Origin of the sequence: Ensifer sp. 4252 (assembly GCF_050434565.1) — a bacterium.
Classification (GTDB): Bacteria; Pseudomonadota; Alphaproteobacteria; order Rhizobiales; family Rhizobiaceae; genus Ensifer.
Genome location: NZ_JBNDIU010000004.1, coordinates 356,823 through 374,341 on the forward strand (window position 1 = coordinate 356,823; position 17,519 = coordinate 374,341).

Sequence of the window (17,519 nt, forward strand, 5' to 3'; positions counted from 1 at the left end):
CATTGCGCCCGCCGAGCCGTGTCTGGCGCCCGCTCATCACGGGCTTCAATATTCCTGGCTGGTTGAGCGGAACAGGATCTCGTTGGTATCGATATTCCCTGGCTGGCTCCTTTCGAAGCTTGCGGGTTCAGCGGCCGACGCGCGCCTGCAGGTGGGCGGGATAGCGGTCGCCCTCGATGGTGACCTTGGCGAGCGCATCGTCGATTTCGCCGCGATCGTCCGATGTCAGTTGCACGGCCGCAGCGCCGATGTTCTCCTCAAGCCGGTGGAGCTTGGTGGTGCCGGGGATCGGCACGATCCAGGGTTTTTGCGCCAGCAACCAGGCGAGCGCGATCTGCGCCGACGTTGCCCCCTTGCGTTTGGCGATCTCACCCAAGAGATCGACCAGCGCCTGGTTGGCCTTGCGCGCTTCGGGCGTAAAGCGCGGCACGACATTGCGGAAATCCTTGCTGTCGAAGGTGGTGTCGGCGTTGATGGCGCCGGTGAGGAAACCCTTGCCGAGCGGGCTAAAGGGCACGAAACCGATGCCGAGCTCTTCGAGCAGCGGCAGGATTTCGGCCTCCGGCTCGCGCCACCACAGCGAATACTCGCTCTGCAGCGCTGCCACCTTCTGTTCTGCATGGGCTTTGCGGATGGTCTGCGGACCAGCCTCGGAAAGACCGAAATGCCTGACCTTGCCCTCGCTGATCAGCCGTTGCACCGTACCGGCCACGTCCTCGATCGGCACATTGGGATCGACGCGGTGCTGGTAGAACAGATCGATCACATCGGTCTTCAGGCGCTTGAGTGCCGCATCGGCGACCTTGCGGATCTGCTCCGGCCGGCTGTTCATGCCGCTCTGGCCGCCGTCCGCATCAAAGTCGAATCCGAATTTGGTGGCGATCACCACCTTGTCACGCACGGGGGCGAGCGCCTCGCCGAGAAGCTCTTCGTTCCGGTAGGGACCATAGGCCTCGGCGGTGTCGAAGAAGGTGACGCCGCGTTCGAAGGCTGTGCGGATCACGGCGATGGCCGCCTGCTTTTCCGTGGCCGGGCCGTAGCCATAGCTGAGGCCCATGCAGCCGAGGCCGAGGGCCGAGACTTCAAGGCCGCTTTTGCCGAGTGTGCGCTTTTCCATGGAGCTTTTCCTTGTCTCGAATGACGATGTTTCCGGGATAGAGATGGCGCGCCCAGCCGGGCAGGCGAGGGCTTGCCAACGGCCGACGATCAGCCAGCTTTGATTTCCGCCTGGTAGTCCGCGTCGCTGACCTTCTCCATCCAGTCGACGACCTTGCCGTCGAGGGCTTCGGCAATCGCGACATGGGTCATGGCTACCGCTGGCGAGGCGCCGTGCCAATGTTTCTCGCCCGGTTCGAACCAGACGACATCGCCCGGGCGAATTTCCTCGACCGGGCCGCCTTCGCGCTGAACGCGACCGAGGCCGGACAAGACGATCAGCGTCTGGCCGAGTGGGTGGGTGTGCCAGGCGGTGCGGGCGCCGGGTTCGAAGGTGACGGTGGCGCCACTGATGCGCGCCGGCGCAGTGCCCTGGAAGGGGGCATCGATGCGCACCGAGCCGGTGAAATAATCCAGCGGTCCCTTGGCCGAGGCTTCAGAGCCGCTTCGCTTGATGTTCATGGCGTCGATCCTTTGAAAATGGCTGCGTGACCCGTATCGGCCGCGATGTCGTCGCTATCGTCTCAAGCAATTTAGGGCGTGGGATTGATCAGGATTAGGTGGTAAATGTCGCAAGCGCTTGTGAGAGGATTTCATGAATGCCGCGCCAGCCGATCAATGACCTCATCGCTTTCCTTGCTGTCGCACGGGAACGCAGCTTTACAAAGGCGGCAGCGCAGCTCGGGGTCTCGCAGTCGGCGCTGAGCCACACGATCCGCGGGCTCGAGGCGCGGCTGGGGCTGAGGCTGTTGACGCGCACGACGCGCAGCGTCTCGCCGACCGAGGCAGGCGAGCGGCTGCTCGTGTCGATCGGCCCGCGCCTCGACGAGATCGATCGGGAGCTGGCAGCCCTCAGCGAATTTCGCGACAAGCCGGCGGGCACGATCCGCATCACTGCAGGCGAGCATGCGGCCGACCGCATCCTCTGGCCGGCGCTGGAGCGGCTCTTGCCTGATTATCCGGATGTTCACGTCGAGGTGATCGTCGACTACGGCCTGACCGACATCGTCTCGGAGCGCTATGACGCCGGCGTGCGTCTTGGCGAGCAGGTGGCCAAGGACATGATCGCCGTGCGCATCGGGCCCGACATGCGCATGGCGGTGGTCGGCGCGCCATCCTATTTCGCCACGCGGAAAGTACCGCACACACCGCAGCAGCTGACGGAGCACAATTGCATCAACCTGCGCCTGCCGACCCATGGCGGCATCTATGCCTGGGAATTCGAGAAGGATGGGCGCGAGGTGAAGGTGCGGGTCGAGGGCCAGCTCGTCTTCAACAACATCGCGCTCAGGCTAAACGCGGCGCTTGGCGGGCTGGGGCTGGCCTACCTGCCTGAGGATGCCGTCGCACCCTATCTCGCCTCAGGCCAGCTGGTGCAGGTGCTGGAAGACTGGTGCCCGTCCTTTGCCGGCTACCACCTCTATTACCCGAGCCGCCGGCAAACGTCGCCCGCCTTCACATTGATTGCCGACGCGTTGCGCTATCGCGGCCAGCGTCGTAGGTCATTCCAGCAGGCGTAGTTGTTGAATCTTTTCGGGAGGGATACGCAAAGGGCGCCCGTTGCCGGACGCCCTAAGGTTGCCTGAGTACCTTACGATTGGCAGCGGTGCCCAAAAGCAAGCGGCCACGCTCACGTTACCAATTTTTCGGTGATTCCAAGATTAAAGAATGGTTAATCCACCGAATTGTTTGATTGCGGGTGCAACCCAGGCGGCACGTCGATGGTATTTCTCCCGTTTCCATTAGAAAGCCGCAGTTGCTCGCTTTTCTCCTGCACGCAAACTCGTGTTGAAGCCGTTGCCGCGCACCCCGTTGGGCGCTGCTATAAACGGCGTCCTCCGCGCTTGGCTTGGTAATTCCTGCTAAACAAAAAGGAGATTGCTATGAAGACGGAGATTGCAATTGGACTGACGCTGGCCTTCTCGACCCTCTTTGCAACTGATGTGATGGCCCAGAGTAAATACGGTTCAGAAGCCGGCTGGGACATTCTCGTGAAGGACAACATGGGACCGGGATGCTTGATCACAAAATCAAACGCAGACGGTACACAAGTCCAGATGGGCATCGATGCAACCGCCGCGTTGCGTGGTTACATGGCGCTCTACACAAAAGCCGACGCCAAAGTCGCTGCAGACGAAAAGCTTGCAGTTCTGTTCGATGTCGATGGCCAGAAGTTCAGCGGTGAGGCCAAAGGCCAGGTCATGGACGGCTACCGCGGAGCGTTTGTCTGGGTGAACAACCCTGACTTCATCTACGACCTGGCCAAGAAGACGGCCTTGACGATTACGCCCCAGGGAGGCAATCCCATTGTCGTCAAACTCGCTGGAACCGATGCCGCCTTCAAGGCGCTGAGGGCCTGCCAGGCCGCCCAGTAATCACGCCCTGACGAGCTCGAGCGCGACTGTGGCCAGGAGCGCGTGGAGCCTTCGCCTATTGGTGATGGCGCGTGGGTTCCTGGCGCATTCCCGGCATTCCTGATTTGCCGCCTGCTTTTCGACCTGCTCCCAAGTGCCGAGCGGTTGTTCCAGCAAACCGTCTTTACTCAGCGGGCGTGCAACTCGATCTCCCTCATTCCGGCACAGGCAGGAATGAGGGTGTTTTTCGGCAGTCAGAGGATCTCGATCTTTCCGCACCAGACGTGACTTTGCCTCCGCAGCACTGCTGCGACACACTCAACTTTCGCGCCGGATCGTCGGTTCGGGCGAGCCCTTCCACTCGAAGGTGATGGTGCGGCCCTGGCGGATGTTCTGGATGACGGCGGGGCGGAAGACGGCGATGCATTCGCCTGAGAGGTGCCGGGCGGAGGGGTAGATCAGGCCGTTGCCGCCTTCCGTGTAGACAGTGGCGGCGAGCGCCTGGCCGGCGGGATAGGCAAGGGCCGGGTCGGGGCCGAGATAGGCGGCGCGCGTTTCGCTGCGCACGTCGTGGAACCGGCAAGTGAAACCGGCGATCAGCTCGCGATAGGCGCCGATATCGTGGAAGGTGCCGGCGTCGGCAAGCGCCCGGGTGCGATGATAGACGATCTCGGCCTGGCAGGTTTCAAGTGCATTGTCGCCGAAGGCGCAGTACCAGGCGCCGCGGTCCTCGGTGTTGAAGCGGTTGCCGGGCGGGCGGGCATGGCAAAAGGCGGCATTGATCAGCGACCAGCCGTAGCCGAAGGATTCGTTCAGGAGTTCGGCTGGGTTGACGCCGGCGGGCAGGGCCAGCGGGCTCAGCCGCGCGGATGTGAGCGCCTCCAGCCGGTTGAGGATCTCGATGTCGTCCTCGTCGTCGCAGAGCGGCTTGACGGCCGGCTCGTCGATATAGGCGGTCGAGATCAGCCGGATGGTGGCCGGATCGGTAAAATCGATCTCGGCGATCATAGGCCGCCGCGCAGGCCATCGAGATAGCGCCGCACCTTCATCATCGCGGGTATGCCGCCCTCGATCATCAGGTCGACCGGCGACTGGCCGTCAAACACCGGTCCGGTGTTGACTGCCTTCGGCCATTGATAGGTCAGCGGTCCGTTGAAATAGAGCCGCAGGCCCTTGAAGATGCCGACGATCAGGCTGGCGCGCATGCGCTTGTCTTGGTCGAGTTTTCCCTTGAAGTCGCCGGCCTTCATTCGGTTCCAGGTGGCGATCGGCACGTCGAAGAGCTGCGATGCCTCCCTGTTCGTCAGCTTCCACAGGTCGCAGGCCTTCACCACCGCCTTGACGATGACGGCTTCCTCATGTCTTGCCGCGTCGCGATCGGGGGCAAAAGCCGGCTGTGCGTTGGGCATGATTGTCTCCTATGAATTCCTGCGGCGTATCATATGATATAAAATGTGCTTCGCAAGGCAAAAGTCAAGGGGAGTTGCTTTCCCGGCACCGGCACCGGCACCGGCATTTGGCAGGTTGGTCTCTGGCCGCCCTCTCGATGGCTTGCCCCTCACCCTAACCCTCTCCCCGCAGGCGGGGAGAGGGGACGCGGACAACGGCTGTGTCGCCAACTGACATCTGTTGTCAAAGAACCGCAGTGACTGAGCTTGGCTGTTGTGGAACGAGCGGTGCGACGGATTTCCTTCTCCCCGCCTGCGGGGAGAAGGTGGCCGGCAGGCCGGATGAGGGGCGTCCATTCAGTGCGCAGCCGCGTGGGGGTTCAAACATGCGGGCCCAGCAGCGACAGGTCGGCCTCGCCAAGCCGGTCCTTGGCGCTGCGCAACTGGTGCCAGTAGGGATAGAGCACCGGCGGCAGGCTGACGGCGTCGAGAAGCTCGCGTTCCTCGTCCGTCAGTTTCAAGCTGGCGGCCGCGAGGTTGTCGCGGAACTGTTCCTCCTTGCGCCCGCCGATGATGACGGAGGTCACGCCTTTGCGGTCGACCAGCCAGGCGAGTGCGACCTGGGCCGGCGAGACGCTGCGCTCGCCGGCGATTGCCACCAGCATGTCGACGATCTTCCACAGCCGGTCCTCATCGCGGATCGGCGGTTCGTTCCAGCCGGCAAGCTGGCGGGTGCCATCCGGCGTCTGGTCGCGCCGGTGCTTGCCCGACAGCAGGCCGCCTGCAAGCGGGCTCCAGACGAGCACGCCGAGGCCCTGGTCGATGCCAACAGGCAGCAGCTCGTATTCGGCTTCGCGGGCTTCGAGCGTGTAGTGGATCTGCTGGCTGACGAAGCGGTGGCGGCGGTCGAGCGCGCTGATGCCGAGCGCCTTCATGATGTGCCAGCCGGAATAGTTGGAGCAGCCGATGTAGCGCACCTTGCCGTGGCCAACGAGCGTGTCGAGCGCTTCCATGGTTTCCTCCAGCGGTGTCTGGCCGTCCCATTCATGCACCTGGTAGAGATCGATGACGTCGGTCTTCAACCGCCTGAGGCTTGCTTCGCAGGCGGCAATCAGGTGGTGGCGGGAGAGCCCGCCGTCGTTCGGCCCCGGACCCATGTTGAAGCGCGCCTTGGTGGCGACGAGAACGCCGTTCTTGCGTTTGCCGCCGAGGATATCGCCGATGATTTCCTCCGAGCCGCCGGTGGAATAGATATCGGCGGTGTCGATCAGGTTGACGCCGGCATCGAGGCACATGTCGACATAGCGGCGCGCCTCGTCGAGGCCGACATTGCCGACCTGCGCGAACTTGCCGCCGCCGCCGATCGTCATCGTGCCCATGGTGATGGTCGAGATCTTCAGGCCGGAGCGGCCGAGCAATCGGTATTCCATCTGGCTTTCCTCTTCCCTGTGGTGTCGGCATTTGCCGTCGGGTGACAAACTAGGGGCGGAGGGAAACGGAACAAGGTGACGGTGCGGATGAGATGCCGGCTCTGCATCGAACGGGAGAACGTGCGCGCGTGCCGCGCCGCAATGCTACTTACAATAGATGCATCGCATGATTGAGCAAGGCCTTGTATAGTGGTCGGCAGAGAGGTGTTGGATGGGCGGACAATGAGCAATCACTATTGTCTCGGCCGGATCGATTTCGGCGTGGGCAGTTCGGCCTTCTGGTGCCGCGAAACGCCCGGAACGCTCATCGTTTTCCTGCACGGTTTTACCGGCGCCGCGGAGGCGACCTGGCACAATGCCAGTGCCTACATCCGGCGGGATGCGCTTTTTTCGACTGCGGACGTCCTGTTCCTCGGCTATGACAGCGTGCACAGCCGGGCACGTCCGATCAGTCGCTCGGTGTTGGAGTTTTTCCGCAAGCTGCTGGCCGAGCCGGCTGAATTTTCCAATCGCTACATCTATTACGGTCGCAAGCGCGAGCCTTTCCTCTATGACCGGGTTGTCGTCGTGGCGCATTCGCTGGGCGGTGCCATCATGCGGCATGTGGCGCTGGATCTGGCGGCGGTGAATGATGCCTATGTCGATCATATTCAACTGCTGCTTTTCGCCCCGGCCCACAAGGGATCAAACGCGCTGCAAAACGCGATCGGGGTGATTGAGGGGCACGGCATTCTGGCGGCGCTGCACGCCGGCTTGCTCTACAAGGTGCCGATCCTCCAAGACCTTCGACCGAACTCCGGATTCATAACGGATACCGAGGCCAATACGCTGACGCGACTGACGCTGGGGCGGCTGCGATGCCTGGTCGCGGCAAAAGTCACCATCGGCCAATACGAAAACACCGTGGAACCCGGTGATTTTGCGCAGGATCCGCCGTCCTACACAGCCGATGGTCGCAACCATACGGACGTCTGCAAGACCGATGCCCGCTATCGCAGGGTGCTCGACGATATCGAGGAGTGCCTGCGATGACTGACGTGGCAGAGTCCCATCCGTCGCTGGAACGCTTCGGCGGTTTCGAGCACAACTGTTTCGAGCGGCGCGATCTTCGCCTCTACAATGCACCCGTTCTCGGCGCCGCTTATCTGCTTGCGCGCTGGGCCGTCTCCCGCCCGGTCAGGATTGCCTGGCTCGCCTATCTCCAGACGTCGATGCTGCGCTACGAATATCTGGCAAGCCGTGGCGAGATCGAACGGGGTGTGCCGGATGCCGCCGTCGTACGCCCGGCGGATAAGAAGGCCGCACGCGGTTCGCCGATGTCGCCTTCCACCGTGCGGCTGGCGCTTATCCTCACCAGGCGCTCGATGCCCTATTTCAACGTCGATCATGAGCTGGATGGGCTTGGCCCGCTCGGCGAGGCGGAATGGACTGATTTGATCGACACGGCGCTCCGCATCGATATCTTCCTGTGCTCGCGGCCGCGCTTTTCCGAGACGATGCGCGCATTGCCTCGCTATCCTCAGGGCGATCTCGGGGCAGACAGCTATCTCTTCCTCGTCAATTTCCTGTCGATCCTGGGCTTGCGCTCGGAGCTTAGCGCCGGTCCGCGTGGCTACCTGCAACGCAAGATCAATATCGTGCTGCATTCGCTCGGGCTGAATGTCGATGCGGTTCGCGCCGATCTCTATCGGGTACAGGACGAGATCGGCCGCCGCCAAATACCGTCCTCGCGCCTGGGGCTTGAGCCGATTGATGTCAGCATTGCGCTGTTTGGAACCGAACTTCAGGCGGCCTGGGAACTGGCGCGCACGCTCGAGGTTCTGGAGCCGGCGAAGGCGACGGACAGCGGCCCGGAAGGCAGCGGACAGGCCGAGCCGCAGCCGCAATTTTAGCTTTACGCCGCCCGACGGCGAGAACCCGGCGACGGACTACCGCACCGGCACCGAATTTCACACGGAATGGGCGCTTTCCAAGCATTTCACGCCGCAATTTTCGGCCGGCTTCATCGGCTACTTCTACCAGCAGGTGACGGGCGACAGCGGCTCGGGCGCGCGGCTCGGCGACTTCAAGGGCCGGGTAGCGGCACTCGGCGGCACGGTCGGCTACAACTTCAAGATGGGCGAGACCCCGGTCTCGCTGCGGCTGAAGGTCTACCAGGAATTCGCCGCGAAGAACCGCATGGAAGGCACCGCCGGCTTCGTGACCGTGTCCTTCCCGATCGGCACGCCGCCAAAGCAGGTCGACTAGGTTCGCTTTACGTCGCGATTGCCGAGGCCCTCCGGGACCGCCCGCTTTGCAACGAACCGGCCGAACGAAATCTGTGGGCCATGCGAGACCGCGCTCCGCTACCATTCTCGCGGCAGGTTGAGATTACTTCCCATAGAGAACTCCGAGAGCGGTTCGCCGATTATTGAGAACCTTCACGAAACATCGACATCCTCTTTATGCCGGCAGCGGGAGTGTGGTGTCGTTGCCAAGACGGGGGCGGAAATCGGTCCCGTACCTCTCTTGACGCCACACCACTTTCCCTACAGCGCCGCGCGTCTTGTGAGACGCGCCAAGGTCGCTGTAGCACTTTGAATTGCTGCATGTTTTTATCCTTGAATCGAATACGATTTAAGGAAACATGCAGTAGTCGACGTGATTAGTTGCCCGTTGGCATGGAAATGTTGAAACCTTCCTTGTTCAACTGATCGCGCATCCACTGGAATTGCTCGTATTTCGAGATCTCGAGCGGACCGGCATAGCTCTGGCTCTGCAGCTTGCGCGGCGGATATTTCACATAGGTTTGCATCAGCTCCTTGATCGCGGCGCTGATGGTTACCATCGTCCAGGTGCGTTCCGTATAGTTGTTCATGAAGATGTCGTAGCGCTCCTGCGGATCCTGCCAGAGATCGAAGACCTGCGGGACCGTTGCGACATATTTGGACGCGCCCTTCCAGCCAAGGTTCGAATCGACCGCCAGTCCTCCAGTCGACTGACCGTCGTCGCCGCGCAAGTTGAACACGGCCTTGTAGTTGCCGACGCGGGCAGCGCCGGGTGAAAGTTCGTTCTCGGTGAAGTAGAACCAGGATGTGCGTTCCGACTTGCCCGTACCGAGCAGGATCGGCGACATGTCATAGCTGTCGAAGATGATCGGCTGGCCCTCGCGGTCCTTGTCCGGCAGGGCAACGCCGGCAACAGCGGCGAAAGTCGCCATCAGGTCAAGCCCACCGACGATGTCGTGGTTCTTGCCGTGTGGTTTGACCTTGCCCGGCCAGACAGCGATGGCGGGAACGCGATTGCCGCCTTCGCGGACGGTACCCTTGGTGCCACGGAATGGGGTGTAACCGGCGTCAGGGTACACATCCTGCCAGGCGCCGTTATCGGTGGTGTAGAACACGAGGGTGTTTCTGTCCAAGCCGGTCTCACGGAGCTTATCCATGATGCGCCCAATGCGGGTGTCGAGTTCCACGATGCTGTCGGCATACTTCGATTTCGACATCGACTTATGCTCGAACTCCGGTGCAGGCATGTTCGGCTGATGCACCTTCATAAAGTTGACGCTGATGAAGAATGGCTTGTCGGATTTGGATGCGTCGTCAAGGAAGCCAAGGGCAGCCTTCTCGACGTAACTGTCGAAGAACGGAATACCGACAACGCCCGGTGCACCGTTCACGCTTGGCGTATCGACGTATTGGCCGTTGATCTTGAACTCTTCTACAGCTTTTTCACCCGTTTTGCCTGACAAAGCGCCTTTGGTCACGCGCTGGAACATGGCCCGCAGCTTCGGGTCCATATCGGGAAACCACGTTGGATCGGCGTAGGTGTAGGCGTTCAGGTGATACAGCCCGCAATACTTCATCACGTCAAATCCCTGGGCGTTCGGCAGCGCGTAGTCTGCCTCGCCAAGGTGCCACTTGCCGGTAAAATAGGTTTCGTAGCCGCCAAGTTTGAGGACGGACGCAAGTGTCCATTCGGCCGCAGGCAGGCCGCCGCCTTCGCCTTGGAACGCGACGGTTGTCATGCCGCTGCGGTTGGGAATTCGCCCCGTGATCATTGCTGCGCGGCCAGGTGTACAACTCGGCTGCGCATAGAAGTTAAAAAACGTCATGCCACTGTCTGCCATCTTGTCGATGTTAGGCGTCGGCATCCCGCGTCCTTCGCCACCGCCATACGGTCCAAGATCGCCGAAACCCGTGTCATCGGAGACAATCATGAGAATGTTCGGTTTTGCAGATTGGGGCGTTTGAGCAGTCGCCGACCCCCAAGGAATGGCGACGAACGTAAACGCAGCAGCGGCTGTCGCGAGCAGCTTTGCTCGACCTCCAGCGCCTAGCCTAGGTCTACCTAAAAAATATGGTCGATCAGCTTGGTCTATCATGATCAGGTCCTCATCTGTTGTGTGGATGTGGCTGCGAATTTGATAGGGGGATGCGCGCGACTATTGCCGAGCCGCGGGGGGCAATCCCGAACGCTGTTCTTGCATTCTGTGCATCCTTGATGCACGCGGCGCAGCTTCTCGTTTTTTAGTAGCTGCGCAAGTACGTTACTGTTACAAAATTGATGAAAAGCCGATCGATCTGCCGATGCTGAAGCGGGATAGCAAATCGAAACATCTCGACCGCATCGAACCCGCATTGGCGAACTCCAAAAAAGGTTCGTCGAGAGCATTCGCCTTGGCTAACCTTCGGTAGCCAATTGATTTTGCTCTTTCGCGGGCCCTCCAGGGGCAATTTCACCGATGTGCGTGGGACACACCGAGGAAAAAGCAGGGCGACGTCAGGGGTAGGTATTTTGTCGCACTTTTTTGGAAGCCGTTGAGGATTCTGGCTTTCCAGAATTCCTTTCAGGCTCCGGCAAGAAACCGCGCCGGCATGAGATCCTTGTAGGGAAACATGTGGAAATAGGGCCGCGCCTCGTCGAGCACGCGGTTCATTGACGGGCGTTCGAGCAGCCGTTCGAAATAGGCGGAAAGATGCGGATAGGCGTCCGCAAAAGGCTCGACAATCCCGCCGTAGAAGAGAGCGGGGGCGGCAGCGCAGTCGGCAAGGCTGAAGGCGGCTCCGCCGGCAAAGGCGTTGGTTTCGAAATGCCGTTCGGCCATGCGATAGGCCACGCCAAGCGTGGCGCGGGCATCGGCGACGCCGCGACGATCGTTCTCAGCCTCGGCGCGCAACGTGTCGGTGACGATCTTCTGCATCGGCACGTGGATGTAGAGATCGAAGAAACGGTCCCAGAGTCTCGCCTGCAGCGCCGCGTCGGTATCCCTGGGGATCAGCGGTTGGTTGCCGGGATAATGGTGATCGAGATACTCGATGATAACAGAGGTTTCCGGGATGATGACGTCGCGGGCGCTTTCGCGCAGCACCGGCATCTTGCCGACAGGCCAGAGCTCAGCGAAGCGGGCCGCCTCCACGGGGTCAAGAAGGTCCACCAGGCTTGCCTCGAAGGGCGTGTCGTTCTCGTAGAGCGCGATCAGCACCTTGTGGCAGAAGGACGCGAGCGGATGCAGATAAAGCGTGAGCGACATGCGGACAATCTCCGGTGTTGACGGTTCAGGCCTGCGTTGCATCCGGTAGCTCCGTGCAACGCTGATGGGGCAGGTTTGCCAGGGCAGTTATTGCAAAACTGGTTCGGCTTTGCAATCAGTTTTGAGGTGTTTTGAGCCTCGTCCGACGTATTTTGAAGCGCTCCACGTGTTTCGTTTTTGCGCACGGCCATTGAAAGCCCAAAAGATGCGCTAGAATTAATAGAAGGCAGGGCGTCGAAACGCACGGCGCCCTACGACAGGGGGAGGATCGCCGATGCGCTGCTTCACGGTAGTTGGGCCTTCGCAGACCGGAAAATCCACGCTGGTGGAAAAACTGGCTGCGCTGGGGGAAAGCTCCAGAAAGGCCACGTCACCTTACGGATTGAACATCACCGAGTTCGAGATCGGCAAGGAAGCCTGGTGTGCGGTCGATGCGCCCGGCGGCACCGAGGCGCTCGCACATGCACAGCACGCGCTTCTGGCGAGCGACGCCTGCGTGCTCTGCGTCTCGCCGGCGCCGGAGGAGGCGGTGCTGGCGGCGCCCTATCTCAAGGTGATCGAGGCATCGGGCACGCCCTGCATCATCTTCGTCAACCGCATGGACGAGCCGCGGGGCCGATTGCGGGATGTCATCGCCGCGCTGCAGGACTATTCCAGCCATATGCTGATCCTGCGGCAAGTGCCGATCCGCGAGGGCGACAAGATCGTCGGCAGCTGCGACCTGATCTCGGAGCGCGCCTGGCGCTATCGCGAGGGCCAGACCTCGGCGCTGATCGAGATCCCGGATACGACGCTGGAGCGCGAGAAGGAAGCGCGCACCGAGCTGCTCGAGCATCTCTCGGAATTCGACGACTGGCTGCTCGAAGAGCTGATCGAGGATCGCGAGCCAGGCAGCGACACGATCTATGCCATTTCCTCGCGGCTGCTTAGGGAAAACCGGATCATTCCTGTTCTGGTCGGCGCGGCAAGTCACAGCAACGGCATCCTGCGGCTGATGAAGGCGCTGAGGCACGAGGCGCCGCCGGTCGACGCGCTGCGGAAAAGGCTGGGCGAGGCAGGGAACATTCCCGAAGCGAGCCTGGCCGCCGTCAGTTTTCACGCCTATCACCGCCAGAATGTCGGCAAGACCGTGCTGGTCCGCGCGCTTTCGAGCGGCATCAAGCAGGGTGCTGCACTCGGCGGCGGCAGTGTCGGCTCGGTGCAGGACCCGGCGACCGGCAAGCCGCTTGCAGCAGGAACACCTGAGCCCGGCACGATCTTTGCCGCCGTCAAATCCGACCACCTGCCGGTGCCGGCGCTTCTGACCGGCACTGCCGCATCCGAAGCGCCGGACTGGACAGTGCCGCCGACGCCGATGCTGGAGCGCATCCTGGTGCCTGACAGCGAGCGCGACGAGACCAAGCTTTCCGGTACGCTTGCGAAGCTGGCGGAGACAGATCGCAGCCTCAAGGTGATGCAGGAGGAGGGCACGGGCGCGCAGTTGATCTGCGTGCAGGGGCCGGTGCATCTGCGCGATCTCTGCAAGACGCTGGCAGACGTCTTCCATGTCGGCGTCACCGACAGGCCGCCGAGCCCGACCTATCGCGAGACGGTGCTCAAACCCTCAGACGTGCACTACCGCCACCGCAAGCAGACGGGCGGAGCAGGGCAGTTCGCCGACGTCAAGCTCAGCGTCCACCCCAACCAGCGCGGCGGCGGCTTCAGCTTCAACGAGACGGTGAAGGGCGGCGCGGTGCCGCGCAACTTCATTCCCGCGATCGAGGCGGGGGCGCGCGAGGCGATGGAGAAGGGGCCGCTCGGCTTTCAGGTCATCGATGTCGGCGTGACGCTGACGGATGGCCAGCACCATCAGGTCGACAGTTCCGAATTCGCCTTCCGGGCTGCTGCCAAGATGGGCGTGCGCCAGGCGCTGTCGCAAGCCTCCGCCGTGCTGATGCAGCCGGTGGTGCGCGTCGAGATCCACATCCCGTCGATCTATTCCGGCAGCCTGGTGCCGGTTGTCTCGACCTTCAAGGGCCAGGTGCTCGGCTTCGACCGCGACGAAGCCGCCAAGGGCTGGGACGTTTTTCGCGCCCTGGTACCTGGGTCGGCGCTCGACGAGCTGGCACGGGCGCTGCGTTCTGCAACGCAAGGGATCGGCTACTTCTCCAAGAACTTCGACCATTTCGAGGAGCTCTACGGCAAGGAGGCCGAGGCGGTGATCCATGCCCATGGCACGGCGCAGGCCGGATGAGCGCATCGGAAAGGCGTTCGCTGGGGCGCGGGCAGAAAAACTGAACCGGCCTCGCTTTGGGCTCGAGCACGGTATTGGGTCGCCTGTCGCTCGAAGCCATATGGTCGCGTTGTAACTGTAACGTACTTTTCCAGTTACGCGGCAAAGCGCATTGTCACCGCGATAGCAGGGAGGAGCGACCGTGAACCGATTGCAGTACACCGTCAGTCTGTTGCTCATGTCCGGCCTGGTGTTTGGCGGCGCACCCGTGATTGGTGATGCTCCGGCGCGCGCGCAGCAGGCGACGGACGAGGAAATCAGCGAAGCCTATATCTATCTTCTTGGCCGCCTGCTGATCACCCGGCAGCAGCAGCTCGACTTCCAGGAAGGCTTCAAGTGGAACGAGCTGGTCCACAGGAAGCCCGGTGCGGTCGACTGGCCCAATCCGAACCTGGATGTCGCCTATTCCGAGGCCTGGGTCGCGGTCGACGAGAGCAGTTGCACCATCGTCACGGTTCCCGAAATCAACGACCGCTATTATACCGTCCAAATCTTGAACGGTTGGGGCGAGACGCTCGCCAATATCAACGAGCGCCTCTTTCCGGGCAGGGCTTCGGGTGAATTTGCGGTATGTCTGCGAGGGGCGAAGGTGGACCTGTCGGCAGACGCGCTGCGCATCGATCTGCCGGTTCCGCATGCCCGGGTCCTTGCCCGCATCGCGCTTGGCAGCGACCCGGATCGGGCCGTGGCGCTGCAGCATGATTTCAAGCTGCAGGCGACCGGCGCGCCAAAACTGCCGGATATTCCGAAGACGCCGATCTTCGACCTCGACAAACTGCCGGGCGTCGAGGCATTCGAGGCCGCTGTTCCGGCCCTCGATGGCGAGCCGGACCTGAGCGTCGGGCTCGAGAAACGGCAGGCAGACGTTCGCGAGATCGCGGCAGCCATCAAGGACAACGCGGAAGAGCGCAGCCGCGTCGATGGCATCATCAAGCAGCATGCCTTCGCGGAGATCGGCAAGGCGGGTCAGACGATCGGGCATGGCGTCGTTCAAAACGGATGGGCGCGTCCGGGCGTCGTTGGAGAATATGGCCTCGATTATCTGGCACGGACGCTGGTCAACAACGGCGGCATCTGGGCGAACGTCAAGCCGGAGGTTCTCTACTACCGCGGCGGCAAGGACGAGAGTGGCGGCGACCTGACCGGAGACCACGCCTACAAGATGACCTTCCCCAGGCAAGCATTGCCGTCGCGCTTTGCCAAGTATTTCTGGTCGGTCATCGCAGTCGACAACGTCCACTTCCGCGTGCTGCCGAACCCGTCGAATCGCTACCTGCTCAATGAGCAGACACATCCGGAATACGGTTCGGACGGTTCGCTTACGCTCTATTTCGCAACCGACAAGCCCGCCGACGCTCCTGATGGAAACTGGCTTCCGATCCCCAAGGGGCAGAAGTTCCGCCTGACATTCCGCTTCTACGGCCCGCTCGACGGTGTGGCGAACGGCACGTACTGGCCGCCCGCCCTGATCAAGCTGAACTGATTTTTTCGCGCATGGCGAAGTAACGCTCAAGGGGGCAGCCGAGGCCGTCGTTGAGAGGTACAGCCATGCAACTCGGTGCACATTTTGCCAAATGGGGGCTCGCCCTCTTCATCTTCGGGGTTTTCCTGACCTTCGGCATCGTTGCCCACTACTGCGTCGGTGCCCGGTGCCCGGTGGCCGACGGGCGAACTGTTCATGCGGAACATCACGCTTTGGTGGGCCTGCCCGTGGACACTGTCCGTCGCGGCCGTCCAGGCAGGCGGACTTGGAATGGTTGCGCTCGGCTTGACGCAGATGCTCGGTTTCCGGCTCTCCGGACGAGCATGCCGGCGGTACCGGTCGAGATCCGGATGTACGTTGGCCGCCCGGGTGTCGCGCGCAGCGTCAGGCAGAAAAATCGAGAGGGACCTCCGGCAGCCTTTTCTCCAAATGGCCGGCGCGGACTGGAGAATGACGGCGCGCGCCATATCTCAGGGGACTGGGAAGCAAACAGCGAGAGGATGATGCAATGGCCAAGAATACGATCTGCCTATGGTACGACAAGGACGCCGAGGAGGCCGCACGCTTCTACGCTGCGACCTTTCCTGACAGTGCTGTGGGCGCCGTCATCCGCGCGCCGGGAAATTACCCCAGTGGCAAAGAGGGAGATGTCCTGGTTGTCGAGTTCACCGTTGCCGGTGTTGCCTGTATCGGCCTCAACGGCGGCACTGCGTTCACACATAACGAGGCCTTCTCCTTTCAGATCGCGACCGACGATCAGGAAGAAACCGACCGCTACTGGAACGCCATCGTCGGCAACGGCGGCAAGGAGAGCGATTGCGGCTGGTGCAAGGACAAGTGGGGCATATCCTGGCAGATCACCCCGCGCGTGCTGACCGAGGCGCTTGCTATAGGCGGCGCGGAGGCAAAGCGGGCTTTCGACGTAATGATGACCATGAGGAAGATCGACGTGGCGGCGATCGAAGCGGCGCGGCGCGGCTGAGGCATCCGGGCGATCGGCAAGGCCCTGGCGTGAAACAGATCGAGTGGTGCACAATTTGAGACACTTGCCGGTATTCCGTTGCTATCCATGCCGTTAGATTTCTGCATATATATCGCTCATGGAAACCGCTGCCAACACATCCACCACTCCTGCGCGCAGTGCGCCGGCAGCATTCGGCGGAGGCGCAATGATCGGCGCACTCGGCGGCCTGATCGGCCTTGGCGGCGCCGAGTTCCGCTTGCCGCTGCTCATTGGCCTGTTCAATTTCGCCGCTCTGGAAGCCGTCGTCCTCAACAAGGCGATGAGCCTGGTCGTCGTTGCAACGGCCCTTCCGTTCCGGGCCGCCACAGTGCCGTTCGGAGCGATTGCGGATAACTGGTCCATTGTGGTCAATCTGCTCGCCGGAAGCCTGTTGGGCGCATGGTTCGGGGCAGGGTGGGCCACGCGTCTCAAGTCCGAAACCCTTTATAAGGTCATCGCGGTTTTGCTCGTGGCAATCGCGGTCATTCTGGTTGTGGGCCATGATGCGACGTCAGGCGAGCCACTCTTGACTGGATCGGCGCAGCTTGTTGCGGGCGTCGTGGCAGGCTTCATCATTGGGATCGTCGCCTCGCTCCTGGGCGTGGCCGGCGGCGAACTGCTTGTTCCGACCCTTGTGCTGCTGTTCGGCGCGGACATAAAATTGGCCGGCAGCCTTTCACTGGCCGTGAGCCTGCCGACGATGCTGGTCGGCTTTACCCGATACAGCCGCGATCAAAGCTTCGCCGTTCTAGGACGGAATAGGCGCTTCCTCGTTATGATGGCGGTCGGCTCGATAGTGGGCACCTTCATCGGCGGCTTGCTGTTAGGTGTCGTGCCGAACGGCGTCCTGTTGCCGGCTCTCGCTGTGATTTTGCTAATCTCTGCCGCAAAGGTCTGGCGACACACCTGATTGAAGCACGCG

At 61.8% G+C, this 17,519-nt stretch carries 15 protein-coding genes and 1 pseudogene; 9 read left to right on the forward strand and 7 right to left on the reverse strand.

Features of this window, described 5'->3' with window-relative positions; translation table 11 throughout:
- Nucleotides 1-127: 127 nt before the first annotated feature.
- Both ABIE33_RS12770 and ABIE33_RS12775 read right to left on the reverse strand, forming a co-directional pair.
- Entirely contained in the window at nt 128-1,117 is a 990-nt protein-coding gene (locus ABIE33_RS12770) for an aldo/keto reductase (RefSeq protein WP_429125386.1), read from the reverse strand.
- Between the two features lie 89 nt (nt 1,118-1,206).
- Nucleotides 1,207-1,617 carry a (R)-mandelonitrile lyase gene (locus ABIE33_RS12775; RefSeq protein ID WP_429125387.1) on the reverse strand — a complete coding sequence of 137 codons (411 nt, stop codon included), beginning with the start codon at nt 1,615-1,617 and terminating at the stop codon, nt 1,207-1,209.
- Between the two features lie 137 nt (nt 1,618-1,754).
- Between ABIE33_RS12775 and ABIE33_RS12780 the strand changes: the two genes are divergently transcribed.
- Together ABIE33_RS12780 and ABIE33_RS12785 are read left to right on the forward strand one after the other, a co-directional pair.
- Complete coding sequence (locus tag ABIE33_RS12780) at nt 1,755-2,675, forward strand: LysR family transcriptional regulator (RefSeq protein ID WP_429125389.1); 921 nt, start codon at nt 1,755-1,757, stop codon at nt 2,673-2,675.
- A 363-nt stretch (nt 2,676-3,038) separates the two neighbouring features.
- A complete protein-coding gene (locus tag ABIE33_RS12785) occupies nt 3,039-3,530 on the forward strand; it encodes a hypothetical protein (protein WP_429125391.1) in 492 nt (163 codons plus the stop codon).
- Between the two features lie 297 nt (nt 3,531-3,827).
- Here ABIE33_RS12785 and ABIE33_RS12790 read toward each other — a convergent pair whose 3' ends face one another.
- From ABIE33_RS12790 to ABIE33_RS12800, 3 genes are all read right to left on the reverse strand, one after another.
- Nucleotides 3,828-4,517 (reverse strand): RES family NAD+ phosphorylase, encoded by a 690-nt coding sequence (locus ABIE33_RS12790; protein WP_429125393.1) that lies wholly within the window; start codon nt 4,515-4,517, stop codon nt 3,828-3,830.
- Nucleotides 4,514-4,918 (reverse strand): antitoxin Xre-like helix-turn-helix domain-containing protein, encoded by a 405-nt coding sequence (locus tag ABIE33_RS12795; protein ID WP_429125395.1) that lies wholly within the window; start codon nt 4,916-4,918, stop codon nt 4,514-4,516. Before ABIE33_RS12795 ends, ABIE33_RS12790 begins: the two co-directional genes overlap by 4 nt.
- Before the next feature lie 359 nt (nt 4,919-5,277).
- A complete protein-coding gene (locus ABIE33_RS12800; RefSeq protein WP_429125397.1) occupies nt 5,278-6,327 on the reverse strand; it encodes an aldo/keto reductase in 1,050 nt (349 codons plus the stop codon).
- Nucleotides 6,328-6,549: 222 nt separating this feature from the next.
- Here ABIE33_RS12800 and ABIE33_RS12805 point away from each other — a divergent pair, with 222 nt between their 5' ends.
- The 3 genes and pseudogenes from ABIE33_RS12805 to ABIE33_RS12815 all read left to right on the forward strand — a co-directional run.
- A complete protein-coding gene (locus tag ABIE33_RS12805; RefSeq protein ID WP_429125399.1) occupies nt 6,550-7,359 on the forward strand; it encodes an alpha/beta fold hydrolase in 810 nt (269 codons plus the stop codon).
- Nucleotides 7,356-8,219 carry a hypothetical protein gene (locus tag ABIE33_RS12810; RefSeq protein ID WP_429125400.1) on the forward strand — a complete coding sequence of 288 codons (864 nt, stop codon included), beginning with the start codon at nt 7,356-7,358 and terminating at the stop codon, nt 8,217-8,219. The genes ABIE33_RS12805 and ABIE33_RS12810 overlap by 4 nt, the downstream gene beginning before the upstream one ends.
- A gap of 28 nt (nt 8,220-8,247) precedes the next feature.
- Nucleotides 8,248-8,574: pseudogene (locus ABIE33_RS12815) on the forward strand (SphA family protein); the annotation flags it as partial.
- A 397-nt stretch (nt 8,575-8,971) separates the two neighbouring features.
- Here the strand turns inward: ABIE33_RS12815 and ABIE33_RS12820 are convergent.
- Together ABIE33_RS12820 and ABIE33_RS12825 are read right to left on the reverse strand one after the other, a co-directional pair.
- The gene (locus ABIE33_RS12820) at nt 8,972-10,525 is read right to left on the reverse strand and encodes an arylsulfatase (RefSeq protein WP_429125402.1); all 1,554 of its coding nucleotides are present in this window, start codon (nt 10,523-10,525) and stop codon (nt 8,972-8,974) included.
- A 630-nt stretch (nt 10,526-11,155) separates the two neighbouring features.
- On the reverse strand, nt 11,156-11,839 hold the full coding sequence (locus tag ABIE33_RS12825) for a glutathione S-transferase family protein (protein WP_429125404.1): 684 nt from the start codon (nt 11,837-11,839) through the stop codon (nt 11,156-11,158).
- A 274-nt stretch (nt 11,840-12,113) separates the two neighbouring features.
- Here ABIE33_RS12825 and ABIE33_RS12830 point away from each other — a divergent pair, with 274 nt between their 5' ends.
- The 4 genes from ABIE33_RS12830 (at nt 12,114) to ABIE33_RS12845 (ending at nt 17,507) form a co-directional block, all read left to right on the forward strand.
- Nucleotides 12,114-14,072 (forward strand): elongation factor G, encoded by a 1,959-nt coding sequence (locus ABIE33_RS12830; protein WP_429125406.1) that lies wholly within the window; start codon nt 12,114-12,116, stop codon nt 14,070-14,072.
- A 181-nt stretch (nt 14,073-14,253) separates the two neighbouring features.
- The gene (locus ABIE33_RS12835) at nt 14,254-15,594 is read left to right on the forward strand and encodes a DUF1214 domain-containing protein (RefSeq protein ID WP_429125408.1); all 1,341 of its coding nucleotides are present in this window, start codon (nt 14,254-14,256) and stop codon (nt 15,592-15,594) included.
- A 508-nt stretch (nt 15,595-16,102) separates the two neighbouring features.
- On the forward strand, nt 16,103-16,576 hold the full coding sequence (locus ABIE33_RS12840; protein WP_429125410.1) for a VOC family protein: 474 nt from the start codon (nt 16,103-16,105) through the stop codon (nt 16,574-16,576).
- A 118-nt stretch (nt 16,577-16,694) separates the two neighbouring features.
- Nucleotides 16,695-17,507 (forward strand): sulfite exporter TauE/SafE family protein, encoded by an 813-nt coding sequence (locus ABIE33_RS12845; RefSeq protein ID WP_429125412.1) that lies wholly within the window; start codon nt 16,695-16,697, stop codon nt 17,505-17,507.
- Nucleotides 17,508-17,519 lie beyond the last annotated feature (12 nt).